Source organism: Pseudomonas sp. MAG002Y, assembly GCF_019400845.1.
GTDB classification, from domain to species: Bacteria; Pseudomonadota; Gammaproteobacteria; order Pseudomonadales; family Pseudomonadaceae; genus Chryseomonas; species Chryseomonas luteola.
Genome location: NZ_WOEJ01000005.1, coordinates 46,791 through 63,758 on the forward strand (window position 1 = coordinate 46,791; position 16,968 = coordinate 63,758).

General features: G+C 55.8%; 20 protein-coding genes. 18 read left to right on the top strand and 2 right to left on the bottom strand.

From position 1 onward, the window contains the following. Position 1: 1 nt before the first annotated feature. From flhF to GM154_RS08740, 13 genes are all read left to right on the top strand, one after another. Positions 2-1,330, top strand: coding sequence for a flagellar biosynthesis protein FlhF (gene flhF, locus GM154_RS08680; protein ID WP_219651904.1), 1,329 nt, complete (start codon positions 2-4; stop codon positions 1,328-1,330). A gap of 175 nt (positions 1,331-1,505) precedes the next feature. After that, positions 1,506-2,333, top strand: a complete 828-nt coding sequence (gene fleN, locus GM154_RS08685; protein ID WP_010797937.1) for a flagellar synthesis regulator FleN — start codon at positions 1,506-1,508, stop codon at positions 2,331-2,333. Next, positions 2,330-3,070 (top strand): RNA polymerase sigma factor FliA, encoded by a 741-nt coding sequence (gene fliA / locus GM154_RS08690; protein ID WP_010797938.1) that lies wholly within the window; start codon positions 2,330-2,332, stop codon positions 3,068-3,070. Before fleN ends, fliA begins: the two co-directional genes overlap by 4 nt. Positions 3,071-3,149: 79 nt before the next feature. Further along, positions 3,150-3,524, top strand: coding sequence for a chemotaxis response regulator CheY (locus GM154_RS08695; RefSeq protein WP_173869067.1), 375 nt, complete (start codon positions 3,150-3,152; stop codon positions 3,522-3,524). A gap of 19 nt (positions 3,525-3,543) precedes the next feature. Further along, positions 3,544-4,329 (top strand): protein phosphatase CheZ, encoded by a 786-nt coding sequence (locus GM154_RS08700; protein WP_010797940.1) that lies wholly within the window; start codon positions 3,544-3,546, stop codon positions 4,327-4,329. A 26-nt stretch (positions 4,330-4,355) separates the two neighbouring features. After that, the gene (locus GM154_RS08705; protein WP_073449639.1) at positions 4,356-6,581 is read left to right on the top strand and encodes a chemotaxis protein CheA; all 2,226 of its coding nucleotides are present in this window, start codon (positions 4,356-4,358) and stop codon (positions 6,579-6,581) included. Between the two features lie 28 nt (positions 6,582-6,609). Continuing rightward, positions 6,610-7,713 carry a chemotaxis response regulator protein-glutamate methylesterase gene (locus GM154_RS08710; RefSeq protein WP_219651906.1) on the top strand — a complete coding sequence of 368 codons (1,104 nt, stop codon included), beginning with the start codon at positions 6,610-6,612 and terminating at the stop codon, positions 7,711-7,713. An 85-nt stretch (positions 7,714-7,798) separates the two neighbouring features. Continuing rightward, positions 7,799-8,539 carry a flagellar motor protein gene (locus tag GM154_RS08715; RefSeq protein WP_010797943.1) on the top strand — a complete coding sequence of 247 codons (741 nt, stop codon included), beginning with the start codon at positions 7,799-7,801 and terminating at the stop codon, positions 8,537-8,539. Positions 8,540-8,542: 3 nt separating this feature from the next. Beyond that, positions 8,543-9,364 carry a flagellar motor protein MotD gene (gene motD, locus GM154_RS08720; protein ID WP_219651908.1) on the top strand — a complete coding sequence of 274 codons (822 nt, stop codon included), beginning with the start codon at positions 8,543-8,545 and terminating at the stop codon, positions 9,362-9,364. 92 nt (positions 9,365-9,456) lie between these two features. Beyond that, positions 9,457-10,248 (top strand): ParA family protein, encoded by a 792-nt coding sequence (locus GM154_RS08725; protein ID WP_219651910.1) that lies wholly within the window; start codon positions 9,457-9,459, stop codon positions 10,246-10,248. Between the two features lie 77 nt (positions 10,249-10,325). Then, positions 10,326-11,198: a CheW domain-containing protein gene (locus tag GM154_RS08730; protein ID WP_219651912.1), complete on the top strand. Its 873-nt coding sequence runs from the start codon at positions 10,326-10,328 to the stop codon at positions 11,196-11,198. A gap of 93 nt (positions 11,199-11,291) precedes the next feature. Further along, positions 11,292-11,771, top strand: coding sequence for a chemotaxis protein CheW (locus tag GM154_RS08735; RefSeq protein WP_010797947.1), 480 nt, complete (start codon positions 11,292-11,294; stop codon positions 11,769-11,771). Further along, complete coding sequence (locus GM154_RS08740) at positions 11,771-12,169, top strand: DUF2802 domain-containing protein (protein WP_010797948.1); 399 nt, start codon at positions 11,771-11,773, stop codon at positions 12,167-12,169. Before GM154_RS08735 ends, GM154_RS08740 begins: the two co-directional genes overlap by 1 nt. Before the next feature lie 121 nt (positions 12,170-12,290). On the opposite strand, the gene GM154_RS08745 is transcribed toward GM154_RS08740, so the two are convergent. Beyond that, positions 12,291-12,605, bottom strand: coding sequence for an EscU/YscU/HrcU family type III secretion system export apparatus switch protein (locus tag GM154_RS08745; protein ID WP_074825278.1), 315 nt, complete (start codon positions 12,603-12,605; stop codon positions 12,291-12,293). Then, a complete protein-coding gene (locus tag GM154_RS08750) occupies positions 12,602-14,128 on the bottom strand; it encodes a flagellar hook-length control protein FliK (RefSeq protein WP_219651914.1) in 1,527 nt (508 codons plus the stop codon). Before GM154_RS08750 ends, GM154_RS08745 begins: the two co-directional genes overlap by 4 nt. A gap of 143 nt (positions 14,129-14,271) precedes the next feature. Here GM154_RS08750 and ccmA point away from each other — a divergent pair, with 143 nt between their 5' ends. From ccmA to ccmE, 5 genes are read left to right on the top strand one after another with little or no spacing between them, the layout of a single operon-like run. Continuing rightward, positions 14,272-14,895 carry a cytochrome c biogenesis heme-transporting ATPase CcmA gene (ccmA, locus tag GM154_RS08755; protein WP_219651916.1) on the top strand — a complete coding sequence of 208 codons (624 nt, stop codon included), beginning with the start codon at positions 14,272-14,274 and terminating at the stop codon, positions 14,893-14,895. After that, entirely contained in the window at positions 14,892-15,563 is a 672-nt protein-coding gene (gene ccmB / locus GM154_RS08760) for a heme exporter protein CcmB (RefSeq protein ID WP_010797952.1), read from the top strand. The genes ccmA and ccmB overlap by 4 nt, the downstream gene beginning before the upstream one ends. A 12-nt stretch (positions 15,564-15,575) precedes the next feature. Further along, a complete protein-coding gene (locus GM154_RS08765) occupies positions 15,576-16,337 on the top strand; it encodes a heme ABC transporter permease (RefSeq protein WP_219651918.1) in 762 nt (253 codons plus the stop codon). Next, entirely contained in the window at positions 16,334-16,510 is a 177-nt protein-coding gene (gene ccmD / locus GM154_RS08770) for a heme exporter protein CcmD (protein ID WP_219651920.1), read from the top strand. The genes GM154_RS08765 and ccmD overlap by 4 nt, the downstream gene beginning before the upstream one ends. Beyond that, positions 16,507-16,965, top strand: coding sequence for a cytochrome c maturation protein CcmE (ccmE, locus tag GM154_RS08775; protein WP_010797955.1), 459 nt, complete (start codon positions 16,507-16,509; stop codon positions 16,963-16,965). Before ccmD ends, ccmE begins: the two co-directional genes overlap by 4 nt. The last annotated feature ends 3 nt before the right edge of the window (positions 16,966-16,968 follow it).

Here is a 16,968-nt window from a genome sequence, read left to right on the forward strand (position 1 = left end):
CATGCAAGTTAAACGCTTTTTTGCTGCTGATATGCGTCAAGCCATGAAAATGGTTCGTGACGAACTGGGTGCAGATGCCGCGATCCTGAGCAATCGCCGTGTTGCCGGTGGCATTGAGCTGACCGCTGCCCTGGATTATCAAGCGCCGACTCCCACTGCGCCGAATGCTGCGCTGGAAGCCGAGCTGCGTAAAACCCAAGTGCGTATCGCCGAAGCCCACGCTGAACTGGCCATTCGCTCGCCTAACCAGGGTATCGCTGCGCCGCAAGCCAACGCTAGTCAACTCTTTGGCAGTGAGCAGATCAGCGCTCGCCAGGAACCTGTTATCTCCGAGCCCAAAGTTGCCCAGCCAGCACCTGCCGTTGCCGCCGCGCCTTCTGCCGAAGAGCGCCGTGCGCTGGATGCCATGCGCTCCGAGATCACCGGGCTACGTGAATTGATTGAAGTGCAGCTGGGCTCTATCGCCTGGGGCCAGATGCAGGACAAGCGTCCTGACGAAGCAAACTTCTGGCGCCGCCTGCAACGCATGGGACTTCCGGCTGATCTGTGCCGTGACCTGATGGCGCGTGTGGCAAGTGTGAACGAGCCCCGTCAGGCCTGGCGTATGCTGCTGGCCCACCTGACCCAGGCAATCGACACGCCCCAGGTTGATCTGCTGGAAGAGGGCGGTATCGTCGCGTTCGTCGGTCCCGCCGGATCGGGTAAGACCACTACGCTGTCCAAAATGGCAGCGAGCTATGTTCTGAAGTATGGCGCGCAAAGTCTTGCGCTGGTCACCATGGATAGCCATCGCATCGGCGCCCAAGAGCAAATCAAGACGTTGGGTCATATTCTCGATGTGCCGGTTACCGTTGTAGATCCACGTCAGTCGCTGGCTCAGGCGCTTGAGCCACTGGCTCGCAAGCGCATGGTCCTGATCGATACGGCAGGTATCCCGGCCAATGACCCCGCCCTGCGTCTGCAACTGGAAGCGCTGGCTAATGAGAAACTGAAGATTCGTAGCTATCTGGTCATGGCAGTAACCAGCCAGAGCCAGGTGCTAAAAGCGGCTTATCACAACTACAAGGGGTGCGGTCTGGCTGGTTGTGTTCTGACCAAACTGGATGAGTCCGCGACGTTGGGTGAAGCGCTCGGTATAGCCATTAGCCATCATATCCCGGTAGCCTATCTCTCCGACGGTCCTCGCATCCCTGACGACCTGCATATTGCGCGCAAGCATCAGCTGGTTAGCCGTGCAGTCAATCGTCAGCTGACCGAGGAGCCTGCAGAGGAAACCATGGCGGATATGTTTGCCGAGCTCTATCAAAAGCCGGCCAAGCGCGTCGGTTAAGTTACAGTTTTTTGCAAGTTGGGTAAGGTTTTTGCAATAGAAGGTTTACAGGCGTCGTAGTGTCAGAAAGCAGTACACGCTTCAGGTTTAGTGCCAGCTGGCTCGTTAGCATAACGATCTGGCTACACCATAAGTGCCCTCTACGGGCTGGCTGGTTTTTCATAGGTGTACAGCAATGGGTATGCATCCCGTACAGGTAATTGCAGTGACAGGCGGCAAGGGAGGCGTTGGGAAAACCAACGTTTCGGTAAACCTTTCGCTAGCGTTGGCTGAACTGGGCCGACGTGTCATGTTGCTCGATGCCGACTTGGGCTTGGCAAACGTCGACGTTTTGCTCGGTTTGACTCCGAAGCAGACGCTCGCCGATGTGATCGAAGGCAAATGTGATCTTCGCGACGTGATTTTGCAAGGCCCTGGCGGTATCCGGGTCGTTCCGGCGGCTTCCGGTGCGCAAGCCATGGTGCAGTTGTCGTCTCTTCAACATGCCGGTCTGATCCAGGCATTCAGTGACATCAGCAACGATATCGATGTGCTTGTTGTCGATACGGCTGCTGGCATCGGTGATTCGGTCGTGAGCTTTGTACGGGCTGCCCAGGAAGTGCTTCTGGTGGTCTGTGATGAGCCTACTTCGATCACGGACGCTTATGCGCTTATCAAGATGTTCAACCGCGATCATGGAATCACGCGGTTTCGCGTACTGGCGAATATGGCATTGACGCCCCAGGAAGGTCGCAATCTCTTTGCTAAGCTGACCAAGGTAACTGACCGTTTCTTGGATGTGGCTCTGCAGTATGTGGGTGCGGTTCCTTTTGATGAATGTGTACGGAAAGCCGTCCAGAAGCAGCGGTCCGTATACGAAGCATACCCGCGCTCCAAAGCCGCTCTGGCTTTCCGGGCCATTGCCCAGAAGGTGGATGCTTGGCCCTTGCCAGCCAACCCACGCGGTCACTTGGAGTTTTTCGTCGAACGATTGGTGCAACCCACTGTAGGGCCAAATGTATGACAGCGTCCAGCGGTCTCCGTATGTACAGTAAATCTCAGACCCATTCACAGCAGGAGCAACTGATCAATCAGTATGCGCCGCTGGTCAAGCGCATTGCCTATCACCTGTTGGCGCGTCTGCCTGCCAATGTACAGGTGGAAGATCTCATGCAGGCCGGCATGATCGGCCTGCTCGAGGCCTCCAAGAAGTACGATGCCGGCAAAGGTGCAAGCTTTGAAACCTATGCCGGTATCCGTATCCGCGGAGCCATGCTGGACGAGGTTCGCAAAGGTGATTGGGCACCTCGTTCGGTGCATCGTAACAGCCGTATGGTGGCCGATGCGATTCGTGCTGTTGAAGCAAGAACGGGTCGTGACGCTAAAGATCCTGAAGTTGCTGCCGAACTTGGTGTAAGCCTTGAAGAATATTACGGCATTCTCAATGACACATTGGGAAGTCGCCTGTTCAGCTTCGATGACTTGATGGAAGAGGGTGAGCACGGTCTCGAAGAGAGCGGAGCCCATGATTTCGAGCCAGGTCGAGGACTGGAAGATGATCGTTTCAAGCAGGCCCTGGCGGAAGCCATCGCCAATCTTCCAGAGCGTGAGCGTCTCGTCTTGTCGCTGTATTACGACGAGGAGTTGAACCTAAAGGAAATCGGAGAGGTGCTTGGGGTAAGTGAATCCCGAGTCTGTCAACTGCACAGTCAGTGCGCAGCACGTCTGCGGGCTCGTCTGGCTGAATGGCGTTCGCGCTAAGGCAAAACACTAAGCATGTATGGCATGCCTTTGAAAAGGCATGTCTGGGGTAAGGATGGAGGTCGACTTGGACAAAGATATGAAAATTCTCATCGTGGACGATTTTTCCACCATGAGACGCATCATCAAGAATCTGCTGCGAGATCTAGGGTTCACCAATACTACCGAGGCCGACGACGGCTTGACGGCGTTGCCGATGCTGCAAAGCGGCAACTTCGACTTCCTGGTAACGGACTGGAACATGCCGGGTATGACCGGTATCGACCTGCTACGGGAAGTCCGTGCCGATGCACGCCTGAAGAACCTGCCTGTTCTGATGGTAACGGCCGAAGCCAAGCGCGAACAAATTGTCGAGGCAGCTCAAGCGGGTGTGAATGGTTACGTTGTGAAGCCGTTTACTGCCCAGGTGCTCAAAGAAAAGATCGACAAGATCTTTGAGCGGGTCAACGGCTGATAACCATCTCGAGGATGTTATGGACCTTGGCAGTAAATCATTCGAAGACCTGGAATCGACCCTGAAAAAGCATGCCCAAGAGCTGGTTGCCAGCCTTGAAGATGGCAATTTCAGCCAGGCAGTGCAGCTCATCAATGAGCTCAATCAGGTGCGAGATCGTGGTCTGTATCAGGAAATCGGCAAGCTGACGCGTGAGTTGCACAACGCGATCGTCAACTTCCAGATCGATCCCCAGGCGTCCTATGCCAATGAAGTAACAAACATTGCAGACGCCACCGATCGCCTAAGCTACGTTGTGGAAATGACGGAGCGTGCTGCCAACCGTACCATGGACTTGGTCGATGCCAGCACACCGCTTATCGAATCATTTGGTAAGGACGCTCATGACCTCCACGCCGAGTGGGGCCGCTTTATGCGGCGCGAGCTCAGTGCCGAGGAGTTCCGCGAGCTGGCCAAGCGAGTCGGTGCGTTTCTGGGGCGCAGCGATGAGGACGCCCACAAGCTGTCTTCGTTGCTGAACGATATCCTGTTGGCGCAGGACTATCAGGATCTTACCGGTCAAGTCATCAAGCGTGTGACGAACCTTGTTACACAAGTCGAGCGCGATCTCGTCAAGCTGGTCCGTATGGCCGGTCAGGTGGATCGTTATGCAGGAATTAGCCACGACCACGTCAAGGCCATCGAAGAAATTCAAAAAGAAAAGTCTTCGAAGGGTGAAGGTCCGCAGATTCATGCCGATAAAAGAGAAGACGTCGTATCCAGCCAGGATGACGTAGATGACCTTCTGTCCAGCCTTGGTTTCTAAACCTGGCCTTTTTGGAGAGTGCATGAATGAGCTTCGACGCCGATGAAGAAATCCTCCAAGATTTCCTGGTAGAGGCCGGCGAGATTCTCGAATTGTTGTCCGAGCAATTGGTGGAACTCGAAAGCCGCCCGGATGATATGAATCTTCTCAACGCCATCTTCCGTGGATTCCACACGGTAAAGGGAGGGGCAGGCTTCCTCCAGCTGCACGCCCTTGTTGAGTGCTGCCACATTGCCGAAAACGTGTTCGACATCCTGCGTAAGGGTGAGCGCCGCGTTGATGCCGAGCTGATGGACGTTGTCCTTCAAGCTCTGGATACGGTAAACGAAATGTTCGGCCAGGTACGTGAGCGTACTGAGCCGACACCGGCTACTCCTGAGCTGCTGGCTGCCTTGGCACGTCTGGCGGAGCCTGAAGGCGCCGAACCTGCTCCCACTGCTGTGGAGCCGGTTCAGGTCCCTGTGGTTGCTGTCCAGGCACCTGCTGCCAGTGACGTAAGCGACGATGAGTTTGACCGACTCCTCGATGCAATCGGGAATGAGCCTGCACCTGTGGCAGCCGTTGGCTCAGCCGTACCTGCATCTGGCGACGAAATCACCGATGACGAGTTTGAATCTCTGCTGGATCAGCTGCACGGCAAAGGCAAGTTCGATGCTGCTGTTGCAGCGCCGTCCGAGCCTGCCAAGGCTGCTGCTCCGGTAGCCAAGTCAGGTGATGAAATCACGGATGACGAGTTTGAATCTCTGCTGGATCAGCTGCACGGCAAAGGTAAGTTTGATGCTGCTGTTGCAGCGCCGTCCGAACCTGCCAAGGCTGCTGCTCCGGTAGCCAAGTCAGGTGATGAAATCACGGATGACGAGTTCGAGTCCCTGCTGGATGAACTGCATGGAAAGGGCCGTTTCGATGGTGGTGTTGCGGCTGCTCCTGTAGCGCCTGCACCTGCTCCGGTTGCCAAGGCAGCATCTGCTCCTGTGGCGAAGCCCCAGCCTGCAGCGGCCCCTGCACCGACAGCCAGCGCAGCACCCAAAGCTGAACCGCGTGCGGCGGCGGCCCCGGCAGGCGAGAAGCCGGCCAGCGAAGCTGAAACAACCGTGCGTGTGGACACCGCCCGTCTCGACGAGATCATGAACATGGTCGGTGAGCTGGTGCTGGTGCGTAATCGTCTGGTTCGTCTTGGGCTGAACAGCGGCGATGAGGCCATGGCCAAGGCTGTATCAAACTTGGACGTTGTGACAGCGGATCTTCAGACCTCGGTCATGAAGACGCGCATGCAGCCAATCAAGAAGGTATTCGGACGCTTCCCGCGTCTGGTTCGTGACTTGGCGCGCAACCTGAAGAAAGAAATCAACCTTGAGCTTGTGGGTGAAGAAACCGATCTCGACAAGAACTTGGTAGAGGCCTTGGCTGACCCGCTGGTGCACTTGGTGCGCAACGCGGTCGACCATGGAATCGAGGAGCCTGCCGAGCGCGAGAAGAATGGCAAAGCCCGTGCGGGCCGTGTCGTTCTGTCTGCGGAGCAGGAGGGCGATCATATCCTGTTGGCCATTTCTGACGATGGCAAAGGGATGGATCCCAACGCTCTGCGCGCCAAGGCTGTTGAAAAAGGCCTGCTCGACAAGGATGCGGCGGAACGTCTGACCGATCTTGAATGCTACAACCTGATCTTTGCACCAGGCTTTTCAACCAAGACCGAAATCTCCGATATTTCCGGTCGCGGTGTGGGCATGGACGTGGTGAAGACCAAGATTACCCAGCTTAACGGCACGGTAAACGTCTTCTCCAACAAGGGGCAGGGCTCCAAGATTGTGATCAAGGTCCCGCTGACCCTGGCGATCATGCCAACCCTGATGGTAATGCTGGGCGATCAGGCCTTTGCGTTCCCACTGGTCAACGTGAACGAGATCTTCCACCTGGACCTCTCGCGCACCAATGTGGTCGACGGTCAGGAAGTGGTCGTGGTTCGCGACAAAGCACTGCCGCTGTTCTACCTCAAGCGCTGGCTGGTCAAGGATGCGGCTTACGATGAGCAACAGCAGGAAGGTCACGTTGTTATCCTGTCGGTCGGTACGCAACGCATCGGTTTTGTTGTGGATCAACTCGTAGGTCAGGAAGAAGTAGTCATCAAGCCATTAGGCAAGATGTTGCAAGGAACGCCGGGTATGTCGGGAGCCACCATTACAGGTGATGGCCGGATCGCATTGATCCTTGACGTACCGAGCATGCTCAAGCGCTACGCGCGCCGCGGTATTTGAGTCGAAGCCCCGCCGTTAGGAGTGTCATATGGCTGTAAGAGTGTTGGTGGTGGATGATTCGGGTTTCTTCCGCCGCCGTTTGACTGAAATCCTGGCGGGTGATCCCAATATTACGGTCGTCGGTACGGCGACCAATGGGCGTGAAGGGATTGATCAGGTGATGGCGTTGAAACCCGACGTCGTCACCATGGATTATGAGATGCCCTTCATGGATGGCATTACGGCCGTTCGGCACATCATGCAGAAGTGCCCGACGCCTGTTCTGATGTTTTCGTCGCTGACGCATGAAGGCGCTCGGGTTACGCTCGATGCACTGGATGCGGGTGCGGTGGATTATCTACCCAAGAATTTCGAGGATATTTCCCGCCATCCCGAGAGCGTAAAGCGCTTGTTGTGCGAGAAGATCCATACCATTGCGCGCAGCAACCGCCGGTTATCGTCTGGAAGTGTGTCGGCCCATGCGCCTGCACCCACCTCGACAACCCCTCGCCCGGCGGCGCGGACTGCTTCGGCACATCTGGCAGGCTCCTCGGCTTCAGCGTCGGTGACCAGTGCTGCGCCACGGCGCAAGAATTACAAGCTGGTGGCTATCGGTACATCGACCGGTGGTCCTGTGGCGTTGCAACGGGTACTGACCCAATTACCTGCCAACTTTCCAGCGCCAATCGTGCTGATTCAGCACATGCCTGCCGCCTTTACCAAGGCGTTTGCAGAGCGTCTGGACAAATTGTGCAAGATTTCTGTCAAGGAAGCTGAGGATGGCGATCAGCTTCGTCCTGGGCTGGCGCTACTGGCGCCTGGCGGCAAGCAGATGATGCTGGACGGGCGTGGCGGCGTGAAGATATTGCCGGGCGATGAGCGACTGAATTACAAGCCCTGCGTCGATATCACCTTTGGCTCAGCGGCCAAGGTTTTCCCGGACAAGGTACTGGCAGTGGTGCTGACCGGCATGGGCTCTGATGGCCGTGAAGGTGCTCGCCTGCTCAAGCAGGGTGGTAGCCAGATCTGGGCGCAGGACGAGGCCAGCTGCGTGATTTATGGCATGCCCATGGCCGTGGTCAAGGCAAATCTGGCAGATGCCGTCTACAGTCTTGACGACATCGGTCGACACATTACTGACGCGTGCATGTAATGGTACCGCTCTTGCTAGGCAGGAGCGGCGCCGGATTTGAATTTGACAGGTTTTGGCTTGCTGCCATGCCTTAGGGAGATGATGTGTGGATGTCTTGAGCCTGATTGGCATCCTGTTGGCCTTTATTGCCATCATTGGAGGTAATTTTCTTGAGGGCGGTACCATCGCCGCTCTACTCAACGGGCCTGCTGCCCTGATCGTACTGGGCGGCACATGCGGCGCGGCCATGCTGCAGACGCCTATCCGTGTTCTCAAGCGCTCCCTGACAATGCTCAGTTGGGTTTTCTTGCCGCCAAGAGTCGACATGCCAGCCGGTATCAATCGCATCATTGGCTGGAGCATGTCTGCCCGTAAGGAAGGTCTGCTGGGGCTTGAACCGCTCGTGGATGCCGAACGTGATCCATTCGCTCGCAAAGGCCTGCAGCTGCTGGTCGATGGTGCCGAGCCTGAAGCCATTCGCAGCATTTTGGAAGTCGATATGTATGGCCAGGAAGATCGTGATATCCAGGCGGCCAAGCTGTTCGAGGCCATGGGTGGGTATGCGCCTACCATTGGGATTATCGGTGCGGTGATGGGGCTTATCCATGTCATGCAGAACTTGGCAAACCCTTCCCAGCTGGGTAACGGGATTGCTGTTGCATTCGTAGCCACAATTTATGGGGTTGCATTCGCCAATCTGCTTTTACTTCCGATTGCCAACAAGCTCAAAGGCATGGTGCTGCGTCAAACTCGCTATCGGGAGATGCTTCTGGAAGGTTTGCTGTCTATTGGCGAAGGTGAAAACCCTCGTTCTATTGAACTCAAGCTGCAAGGCTTCATGGAGTAACCGATGCGTCGCCGTCGACACGAGGAGCATGAAAATCACGAACGCTGGCTGGTGTCCTACGCGGATTTCATCACCTTGCTGTTTGCCTTCTTTGTTGTGATGTATTCCATCTCATCCATCAATGAGGGTAAGTACAAGATTCTATCCGAGACGCTGACCGGTATCTTTACAGAGCCGGATCGCTCCATGAAACCTATTCCCATTGGGGATCAGGTGCCTCGCAGCGTTCAGCCTACTATCGAGCAGAATACGCCTGCATCAGATAACGCGCCGGCGACTACTCAAGCAGTCGATCCGCTTGAGCAGATAGCAACCAGTATGCAGAACGCCTTTGGCGATCTCATCAATTCAGATCAGATGACTCTAAGGGCAACCGAGACCTGGTTGGAAATCGAGCTGAATTCCAATCTGCTTTTTCCTAGCGGGGATGCCATTCCAGGCGATCCAGCCTTTGGCTTGATGGCGAAGGTTGCCAAAATTCTGGCGCCTTACAAGAACCCGATTCAGGTAGAAGGGTTTACTGACAATATTCCCATCAGTACGCCTCAATACCCCACCAACTGGGAGCTTTCAGCGGCGCGATCCGCCAGTATTGCTCGGCTGCTGATTGGTGATGGCGTTACACCCGAACGGCTCGCGGTGGTCGGGTATGGCAGCTATCAACCAATAGCAGATAACTCCACCCCTGAGGGCAGGGCGCGGAACCGTCGGGTGGTGTTGCTCATTTCACGGAATGTCGACATTCACCGTGGCGTGAGTGGTTTTCAGGAGCGCTCCGCTTCTGGTAGAAATGGCACGCAAAGTGCAACTGCTCCCTCCAAGTAAGCGATAGAACCAATCGCTGTCAAATCTTCGCCGCTGGTATATCCAGCGGCTTGGCCTTGGCAATGCAGTACGCTGCCTGGGGAGGGTAGAACGTGAGAGTTTGGGCAATAGCCAATCAAAAGGGCGGAGTAGGCAAGACAACAACGTCTGTTTCGCTGGCAGGGCTTCTGGCTGACTCGGGCAAGCGTGTCCTGATGGTCGATCTTGACCCCCATGGCTCCTTGACGAGTTATTTTGGACAGGACCCGGATCGACTGGAACGCAGCGCCTTCGAACTGTTCCTGCATCAGGGGCAGGTTCCGGACGGGCTACCCAAGCAACTTCTGCTACCGACCAGCCATGAGCGCATCTCAATGCTGCCGGCCAGTACGGCGCTGGCGACCTTGGAGCGGCAATCGCCGGGGCAGAATGGCATGGGGTTGGTGATTTCCAAAAGCCTCGCGCAGTTGTGGAATGATTTTGATTATGCCCTGATCGACAGTCCGCCCTTGTTGGGCATTCTGATGGTCAATGCATTGGCGGCAAGCCAGCAGTTGGTCATTCCTGTGCAAACGGAATTTCTGGCGATCAAAGGATTGGAGCGCATGGTCAATACATTGGCCATGATCAACCGCTCCAGAAAACAGGCGCTTCCTTACACGATCGTACCGACGCTGTTCGACCGGCGTACCCAGGCTTCGCTGGGGACGCTCAAATACCTCCGAGACAATTACGTCGAGCACCTTTGGCAAGCGTTCGTTCCCATTGATACCAAGCTGCGGGATGCCAGCCGTGCAGGGATAACCCCCTCGCAGAACGATGCGAATAGTCGTGGTGTCATTGCATATAGGGCGTTGCTTAAGCATCTGCTTGATATGCAGCCTGCCTCACTGAACGTCGCGTGAAGACATAGTGATGCAGTACTCAAGTTTTTGCGGTATCCAGCCGATAGTTTCTTCAATCTTGAAGTGTGATACGTGACATGAACCGTTCTACTAGCACTGAAATTCGTCCACAGCTGGCTTTGCAGTCCTATCTGGATGCGCTGCTGATGGAGGCGACACTCGAGCTGCCGGTAGAGACGCCTGCCGCCCTCCAGCATGAGGCGGTTGTCGTCTCGTTGGTTGAAGTGGTGTCCGTGGCTGCGCCTGATCTTGTTGCGCCTACGGTTCAAAGCGTGTCTTTGGACGAGTTCGAGGCGGCTGTACGTGAGGAGAAGGCACGCGATGCCCAGGTCAGGGAAACGCCTGCCCAGAACAGCCTGCCTGTGGTGCCGGTTGTTAAGCCTGTAGTGGCAGAGCCGGAAAAATTTGTCGATACCGTTATTCCGTTAAGAACTGTTCAGGCTGTCGAGCAGCAGGTGCAGCCTTTCAAGGTAAGCGACGACGGAAGGCCGGAATGGGCTGAAGAGCCGTTTGAATGTCTGTTGTTCGACGTGGCGGGGCTGACCCTTGCTGTGCCGCTGATATGTTTGGGAACGATTCATTCACTGGAAGGCCGCGAGCTGACGCCATTGTTTGGTCAGCCCGATTGGTTCCTGGGCATCCTGCCCAGCCCGCAGGGTAATTTGAAGGTATTGGATGCTGCGCGCTGGGTCATGCCAGAGCGCTACCGCGAAGACTTCAAGGAAGGCCTCCGGTTCGTTATCTCGGTTGAAGGGTATGACTGGGGAATTGCGGTACACCAGGTCAGCCGTTCGATACGTCTGGACCCTGCCGAGGTCAAATGGCGAACGCAACGATCCCAGCGGCCATGGCTGGCGGGAACGGTAATTGAGCATATGTGTGCCTTGCTGGATGTATCGGCGCTTGCGGCGCTGATTGAAAGCGGTGCTGCAAAGCAAAGGAAACAATAGAAGGGTTGACCTACGCTTAAAGGGTCGATTCTGGATCAACCAAGGCGGGAAGACCGCCAAGACCGCCAAGGCGGTATCAACGAGGCTGGGAAAATGAAGAAAACGTCTGCACAAGGTTCCGAAGATCCAATCCTGCAGTGGGTAACCTTCCGTCTGGACAACGAGACGTACGGTATCAACGTCATGCAGGTTCAGGAAGTGCTGCGCTATACGGAAATAGCTCCGGTGCCAGGTGCTCCAAGCTACGTGCTGGGTATCATCAACCTGCGCGGTAACGTCGTGACGGTAATTGATACACGTCAGCGTTTTGGCCTGGACTCTGCCGAGATCACGGATAACACCCGTATCGTGATTATCGAGGCCGACAAGCAAGTCGTTGGTATTCTTGTCGACAGCGTGGCTGAAGTCGTTTATTTACGTCAATCTGAAATCGAAACCGCGCCAAACGTGGGTAACGATGAGTCCGCCAAGTTTATCCAGGGCGTTTGCAACAAGAACGGCGAGCTGCTGATTCTTGTCGAATTGGATAAGATGATGAGCGAAGAAGAATGGTCTGAGTTGGAAAGTATCTAATGTTGGCAGCGTTGATCGTGCTGGTGTTCATTTGCCTTGGGCTGGCGGGTGCCTGCTTTCTGCTATGGCAGGAGCTTAAACGGCAGGCGTCAAAGCTTGCCCAGCATGAGGAAACAACCGAAAAGCGCTTGAGGGCTCTAGCCAAGCGGCTGGAAACCTATCAGGCCGGCACGGTCCGTATGGGGGAGCAATTGCATGAAATCAATGAGATGGTTGCACCCCTGCCTGACAGGCTGACCCGTATCGAACAAAGCGATCCGGCCAGCCTGTCGTTCAGTCAGGCTGCGCGCCTTGTGGGGTTGGGTGCCAGCGTCGATGATCTGACCCAGTCCTGCGGCCTTTCACGGGCTGAGGCCGAACTGATCAGTAAGATGCATAAGGCGCGTCAGCAATCCTGACAAAGTGCATCTCGCAAGCCTGCCACAGATCTTGTGTTATATCCCGCACTTGCATTTCTTCATTTCCCGGAAAGCCATCAGTCATGCACTGATGGCTTTTTTGTGCTCTCGATAAGATGTTTCAGCATTTTCCGGATAGCGCCGATAGGATGGGATCATCCTGCCTGCATGACAGGCTCTGCGGATGCTTGCCCTTCAGATACCAGGCGAACGCGATGATTTCGGCAATCGTGCGGTACAGCGCTTCAGGAATGGCATCGCCAAGCTCAAGGCGTGCCAGCAGGCGTACCAGGTCAGCGTTCTCATAGATAGGGATTTCGTGCTCTCTGGCCAATGCCAGAATGGCTTCGGCAAGATCTGCATCGCCTTTGGCTGTTAGGGTGGGAGCGGTCTGGCCGTCATAGACCAGTGCAATAGCCTGCTTCGAAGTACTCATGCGCTTTCATCTATCCAGCGTTCTTCAATGTGAGTGCGTAGTCCACGCACCGGTTTTCCCAGTGTGCATTGCAGCTCGCCTACCAGAAGTCCGGCCTCCTGCAATTGCTCCTTGAAGTGCTCCAGCTCATGGGTGATGAGCGCAGCGGTTTCCTTCTGCTCGGCCCAGAACTGGCTCGAAAGCGTACCGCGAGCAAGTTTGGCCTCGACCTGCATATTGCCAAGCGGCTCGAGATCAAAGGCAAGATCGAGTTTCCAGATGCTGTCACGCAGTTCGCCAGCGCTTTTGGAAGGGCGTTCCTCTTGCAGCTTGTATTGCAGACTGGTGATGCGCTCACCGTTACGCATGGGAAGTTCCCCTTGCCAAGTAAGCAGCATGGATCCATCCGGGTAGTGCTGTGTCTGTTCAACGCCAGACAGCTGATGAGTTTGCAGGCGTGATAGGGCTGCTGTTGCCAACTTGAGCAACTCTTCAAGTTCCATGCCTTCCTGCAGGAGCGAGCTAACTACCCGTGATGGCAGGGGAAAGCTCAACGCAGCATGCTTAGGGTTCCCTTGGCCCAATGCCGTTAGGGCATTGCGCAGGCTTCCTGGCAGGTTTGGCACGCCGGCTTGAGGAGGAAAAGTGGTCGAAGTCGTTGTAGTATGGCTCAGTTGACTGATCAGGCGGAGCAGGAGCGTCTTGTAATCCTGCGGCAGCCGTTCGGTCTCACCTGAAATAAGGTGTCGCTCCAGCAAAATGCCGCTTCGCTCGAACAGGGTTTTTACGACATCCGGGTTCTTGAGTTCTTCAACCTCGGGTACGGAGGCGAGCAGCTGACCAAGCGTATCGCGCAACACGCCGGGCGTGGCGGGCGAGTCCGTTAGTAGCGGCAGAGCTTGAAACAGTTGGGCCAGCGAGCCTTGTCGTTGGAACTGAGCCGTCAACTGCTGTCCCAGCTCAATCTGATCGAGTCTTCCGCTGGAGGGCACCAGAGCAACCTGCTGTGCATCGCGTACTGCAACCGTTATCAGGCTGCCGGGCTTGAGGGCATTAAACGATTCGATTATCAGTTGCTTGCCTGCAAGGGCACCGTTGAGCAATGTCACAATGGATTTGAAGGACATCTGCCCCTCAGAGGTGTCGGCTGGTTGACTACTGACCACTCGCGTCTGCAGCAGGGTACCTGGCGGAAGCGCTTTGGTATCCAGGCTTTTCAAAGGCGTCTCTGCCTTGGCCTCGATCTGTACAGCTAGGCGGGTAGACGATAACGCCATGATGTTTAGTAGCGAACCGGTTGGCAGGGGTGAAGTGCTTTCCGCCGGTAGGGTAACTTGACGTCCATTGGCAAGCGTCAACTGCAGCAATAACTGAAAACTCTGCAGGTTCTGCTTAAGGGCAACAACTTGCGCCTGGGCTGTTTCGCCGGGCAGCAGAGGGCTTTCTGTCGGCAAGGTAATCCGCACGACCGGCTCGGCGGGTAACGCAGCCCGCGTTGGGACAGCTGGGGCAGAAGCGGGGCGGATAGTGCCTATGTCAGCCATGTAGCCACTCTGATAGTTTCATGCAGTCGGTCGTCCAGGCTGGCGTGATGTGTATAATGCTGGCCAATTGACGGGCTTGGTCTTATTTCCAGCCTACTATAGCGGCCGATTCCGTTCCGACTTGATGCCAATGGTTGCGTGTAGTGATACCCCCTTGTCTTGAAGCCGTTGCGCTCACCTGTGAGCGTGACGAGCGCGTGCTGTTCGAGCAGCTGGATTTTGTGCTCGAATCTGGTGAAATGCTGCAGATAATGGGGCCGAATGGCAGCGGTAAAACTAGTCTGCTACGTCTTCTGGCAGGGCTTATGGCTCCAACGGCCGGTGAGGTGCGTCTGGCTGGTAGGCAGCGACACGAGCCGTTCAGCCAGTTACTCTGGCTTGGCCATGCGACTGGAATCAAGGGACTCCTGACCGCCGAGGAAAACCTTACTTGGTTGTGCGCTTTGAACAAGCCCGCCACTCGGGAAGCGATCTGGCAGGCTCTGGACAGCGTAGGGCTGTCTGGCTTCGAGGATGTTCCCTGCCATACGCTCTCTGCCGGACAACAGCGTCGTGTCGCATTGGCTCGCCTGTATCTTGACCCTCCTGCCCTGTGGGTACTCGATGAGCCGTTTACGGCTCTCGACCGCCAAGCGGTGGAGCATCTTGAGCGGCATTTGAGCCAGCACTGTGAACAGGGTGGAGCAGTGGTGCTTACTACGCATCATCAAATGACGCAAACGCCGACGCGCTATCGCCAGCTAGAGCTAGGGCAGGGGGTCTCATGAGCGGGCTCTTCGTGCTTCTGCTTAAACGTGAAGCGCTACTGCTATGCCGACGCCCGGTGGAACTGGCCAATCCCTTGGTGTTCTTTGCGATCGTGATTGCCCTGTTTCCCCTGGCGGTGGGACCTGAAAGCCAGCTGTTGAAAGAGCTGTCGCCAGGGTTGATTTGGGTCGCTGCCTTGTTGGCGGTATTGCTTTCACTGGACGGCCTGTTTCGTAGCGATTTTGAGGACGGCTCACTTGAGCAATGGGTGCTCTCGCCGCACCCACTCTTTGTTCTGGTATTGGCCAAGGTGATGGCGCACTGGGTGTTTACCGGGCTGGCGCTAATCGTGCTCTCGCCTGTCCTGGCGCTCATGCTGGGGCTTCCTGTCCAGTGTTTGGGGGTGCTGCTGCTGTCGTTGCTGCTCGGTACGCCTGTGTTGAGTTTACTGGGTGCTGTAGGTGCAGCGCTGACTGTAGGGCTCAAGCGGGGCGGGTTGCTGCTGGCTCTGCTTATTCTTCCGCTTTACATTCCGGTGCTCATTCTGGGCAGCGGTGCATTGCAAGCCTCTCTTCATGGAATGCCCGCCGCAGGACAGCTTTTGTGGCTGGGAAGTTTGATGGTTTTATCGCTGACGTTCTCTCCGTTCGCTATTGGCGCTGGGTTACGGATCAGTGTGGGTGAATAATGTGGAACAGTCATGAAGTGGACGTTTTTTCATAAACTGGGCTCGCCCAAATGGTTTTATGAGATCAGTAGCCGGTGGTTGCCCATCCTGGCGTGGGCGGCGGCATGCTTCGTTATGGTAGGCACGGTATGGGGCCTGGTCTTTGCGCCGCAGGATTATCAGCAGGGTAATAGCTTTCGCATCATCTATATCCATGTACCTGCTGCATTTTTGGCGCAGTCGGGGTATCTGCTTCTGGCAATTGCCGGGGTAGTAAGCCTGGTCTGGAAAATGAAGCTGGCCGATGTTGCACTCAAATGCGCAGCGCCCGTAGGCGCCTGGATGACTTTTGTTGCGCTGGTAACCGGGTCGATATGGGGCAAGCCAACCTGGGGTGCCTGGTGGGTGTGGGATGCACGGCTGACTTCCATGTTAATCCTGCTGTTCCTGTATTTCGGCATCATTGCGTTGGGGCAGGCTATTTCCAATCGGGAAAGTTCGGCCAAGGCCTGCGCGGTACTCGCCATCGTAGGTGTTATCAACCTGCCAATCATTAAATACAGCGTTGAATGGTGGAACACCCTACATCAGCCTGCCACGTTCACGCTTACCGAAAAACCGGCAATGCCCATCGAGATGTGGCTTCCGCTTCTGATAATGGTGGTTGGTTTTTATTGTTTCTTCGGCGCTGTTGTCCTGATGCGCATGCGTCTTGAAATCTTACGTCGCGAATCACGAACGTCTTGGGCCAAGGCAGTGGTTGAAGAGAGCCTTGGTAAAAGGGGTAAAACATGACGTTTCATTCGATAAGCGAGTTTCTGGCCATGGGTCATCACGGACCTTATGTGTGGTCAGCTTACGGAATCACTGCACTGGTCCTGATAATCAATATCGTGATGCCACGGCTGGCACACCGTCGTTATCTGCAGAGCGAAGCACGCCGCCTGCGTCGGGAGATAAACCCGTGAATGCTGTCCGTAAAAAACGTCTTTTGATCATTCTGGCGATTCTGGCTGGCGTTGGGGTCGCCGTGGCCCTGGCTTTGTCGGCATTGCAACAGAACATCAACCTGTTCTACACGCCCAGCCAGATCGTTTCGGGTGAAGCCCCCGTGGGCACTCGTATCAGGGCGGGCGGTATGGTCGAGCGGGGCTCTCTCCAGCGATCGGCCGACTCGCTCGATGTACGGTTCATCGTGAGTGATGGCGTTCAACACATTTCCATCAGGTACCATGGCATCCTGCCGGATCTGTTTCGCGAAGGGCAGGGGATCGTCGCGTTAGGCAAGCTCGATGCATCCGGTGTGCTCAATGCCGACGAAGTGTTGGCAAAGCACGACGAAAATTACATGCCGCCTGAAGTAACCAAGGCCCTCAGGGACAGTGGCGCCTACCAGCAGTTTAGTAACCAGAAGGGCAGCTGATGC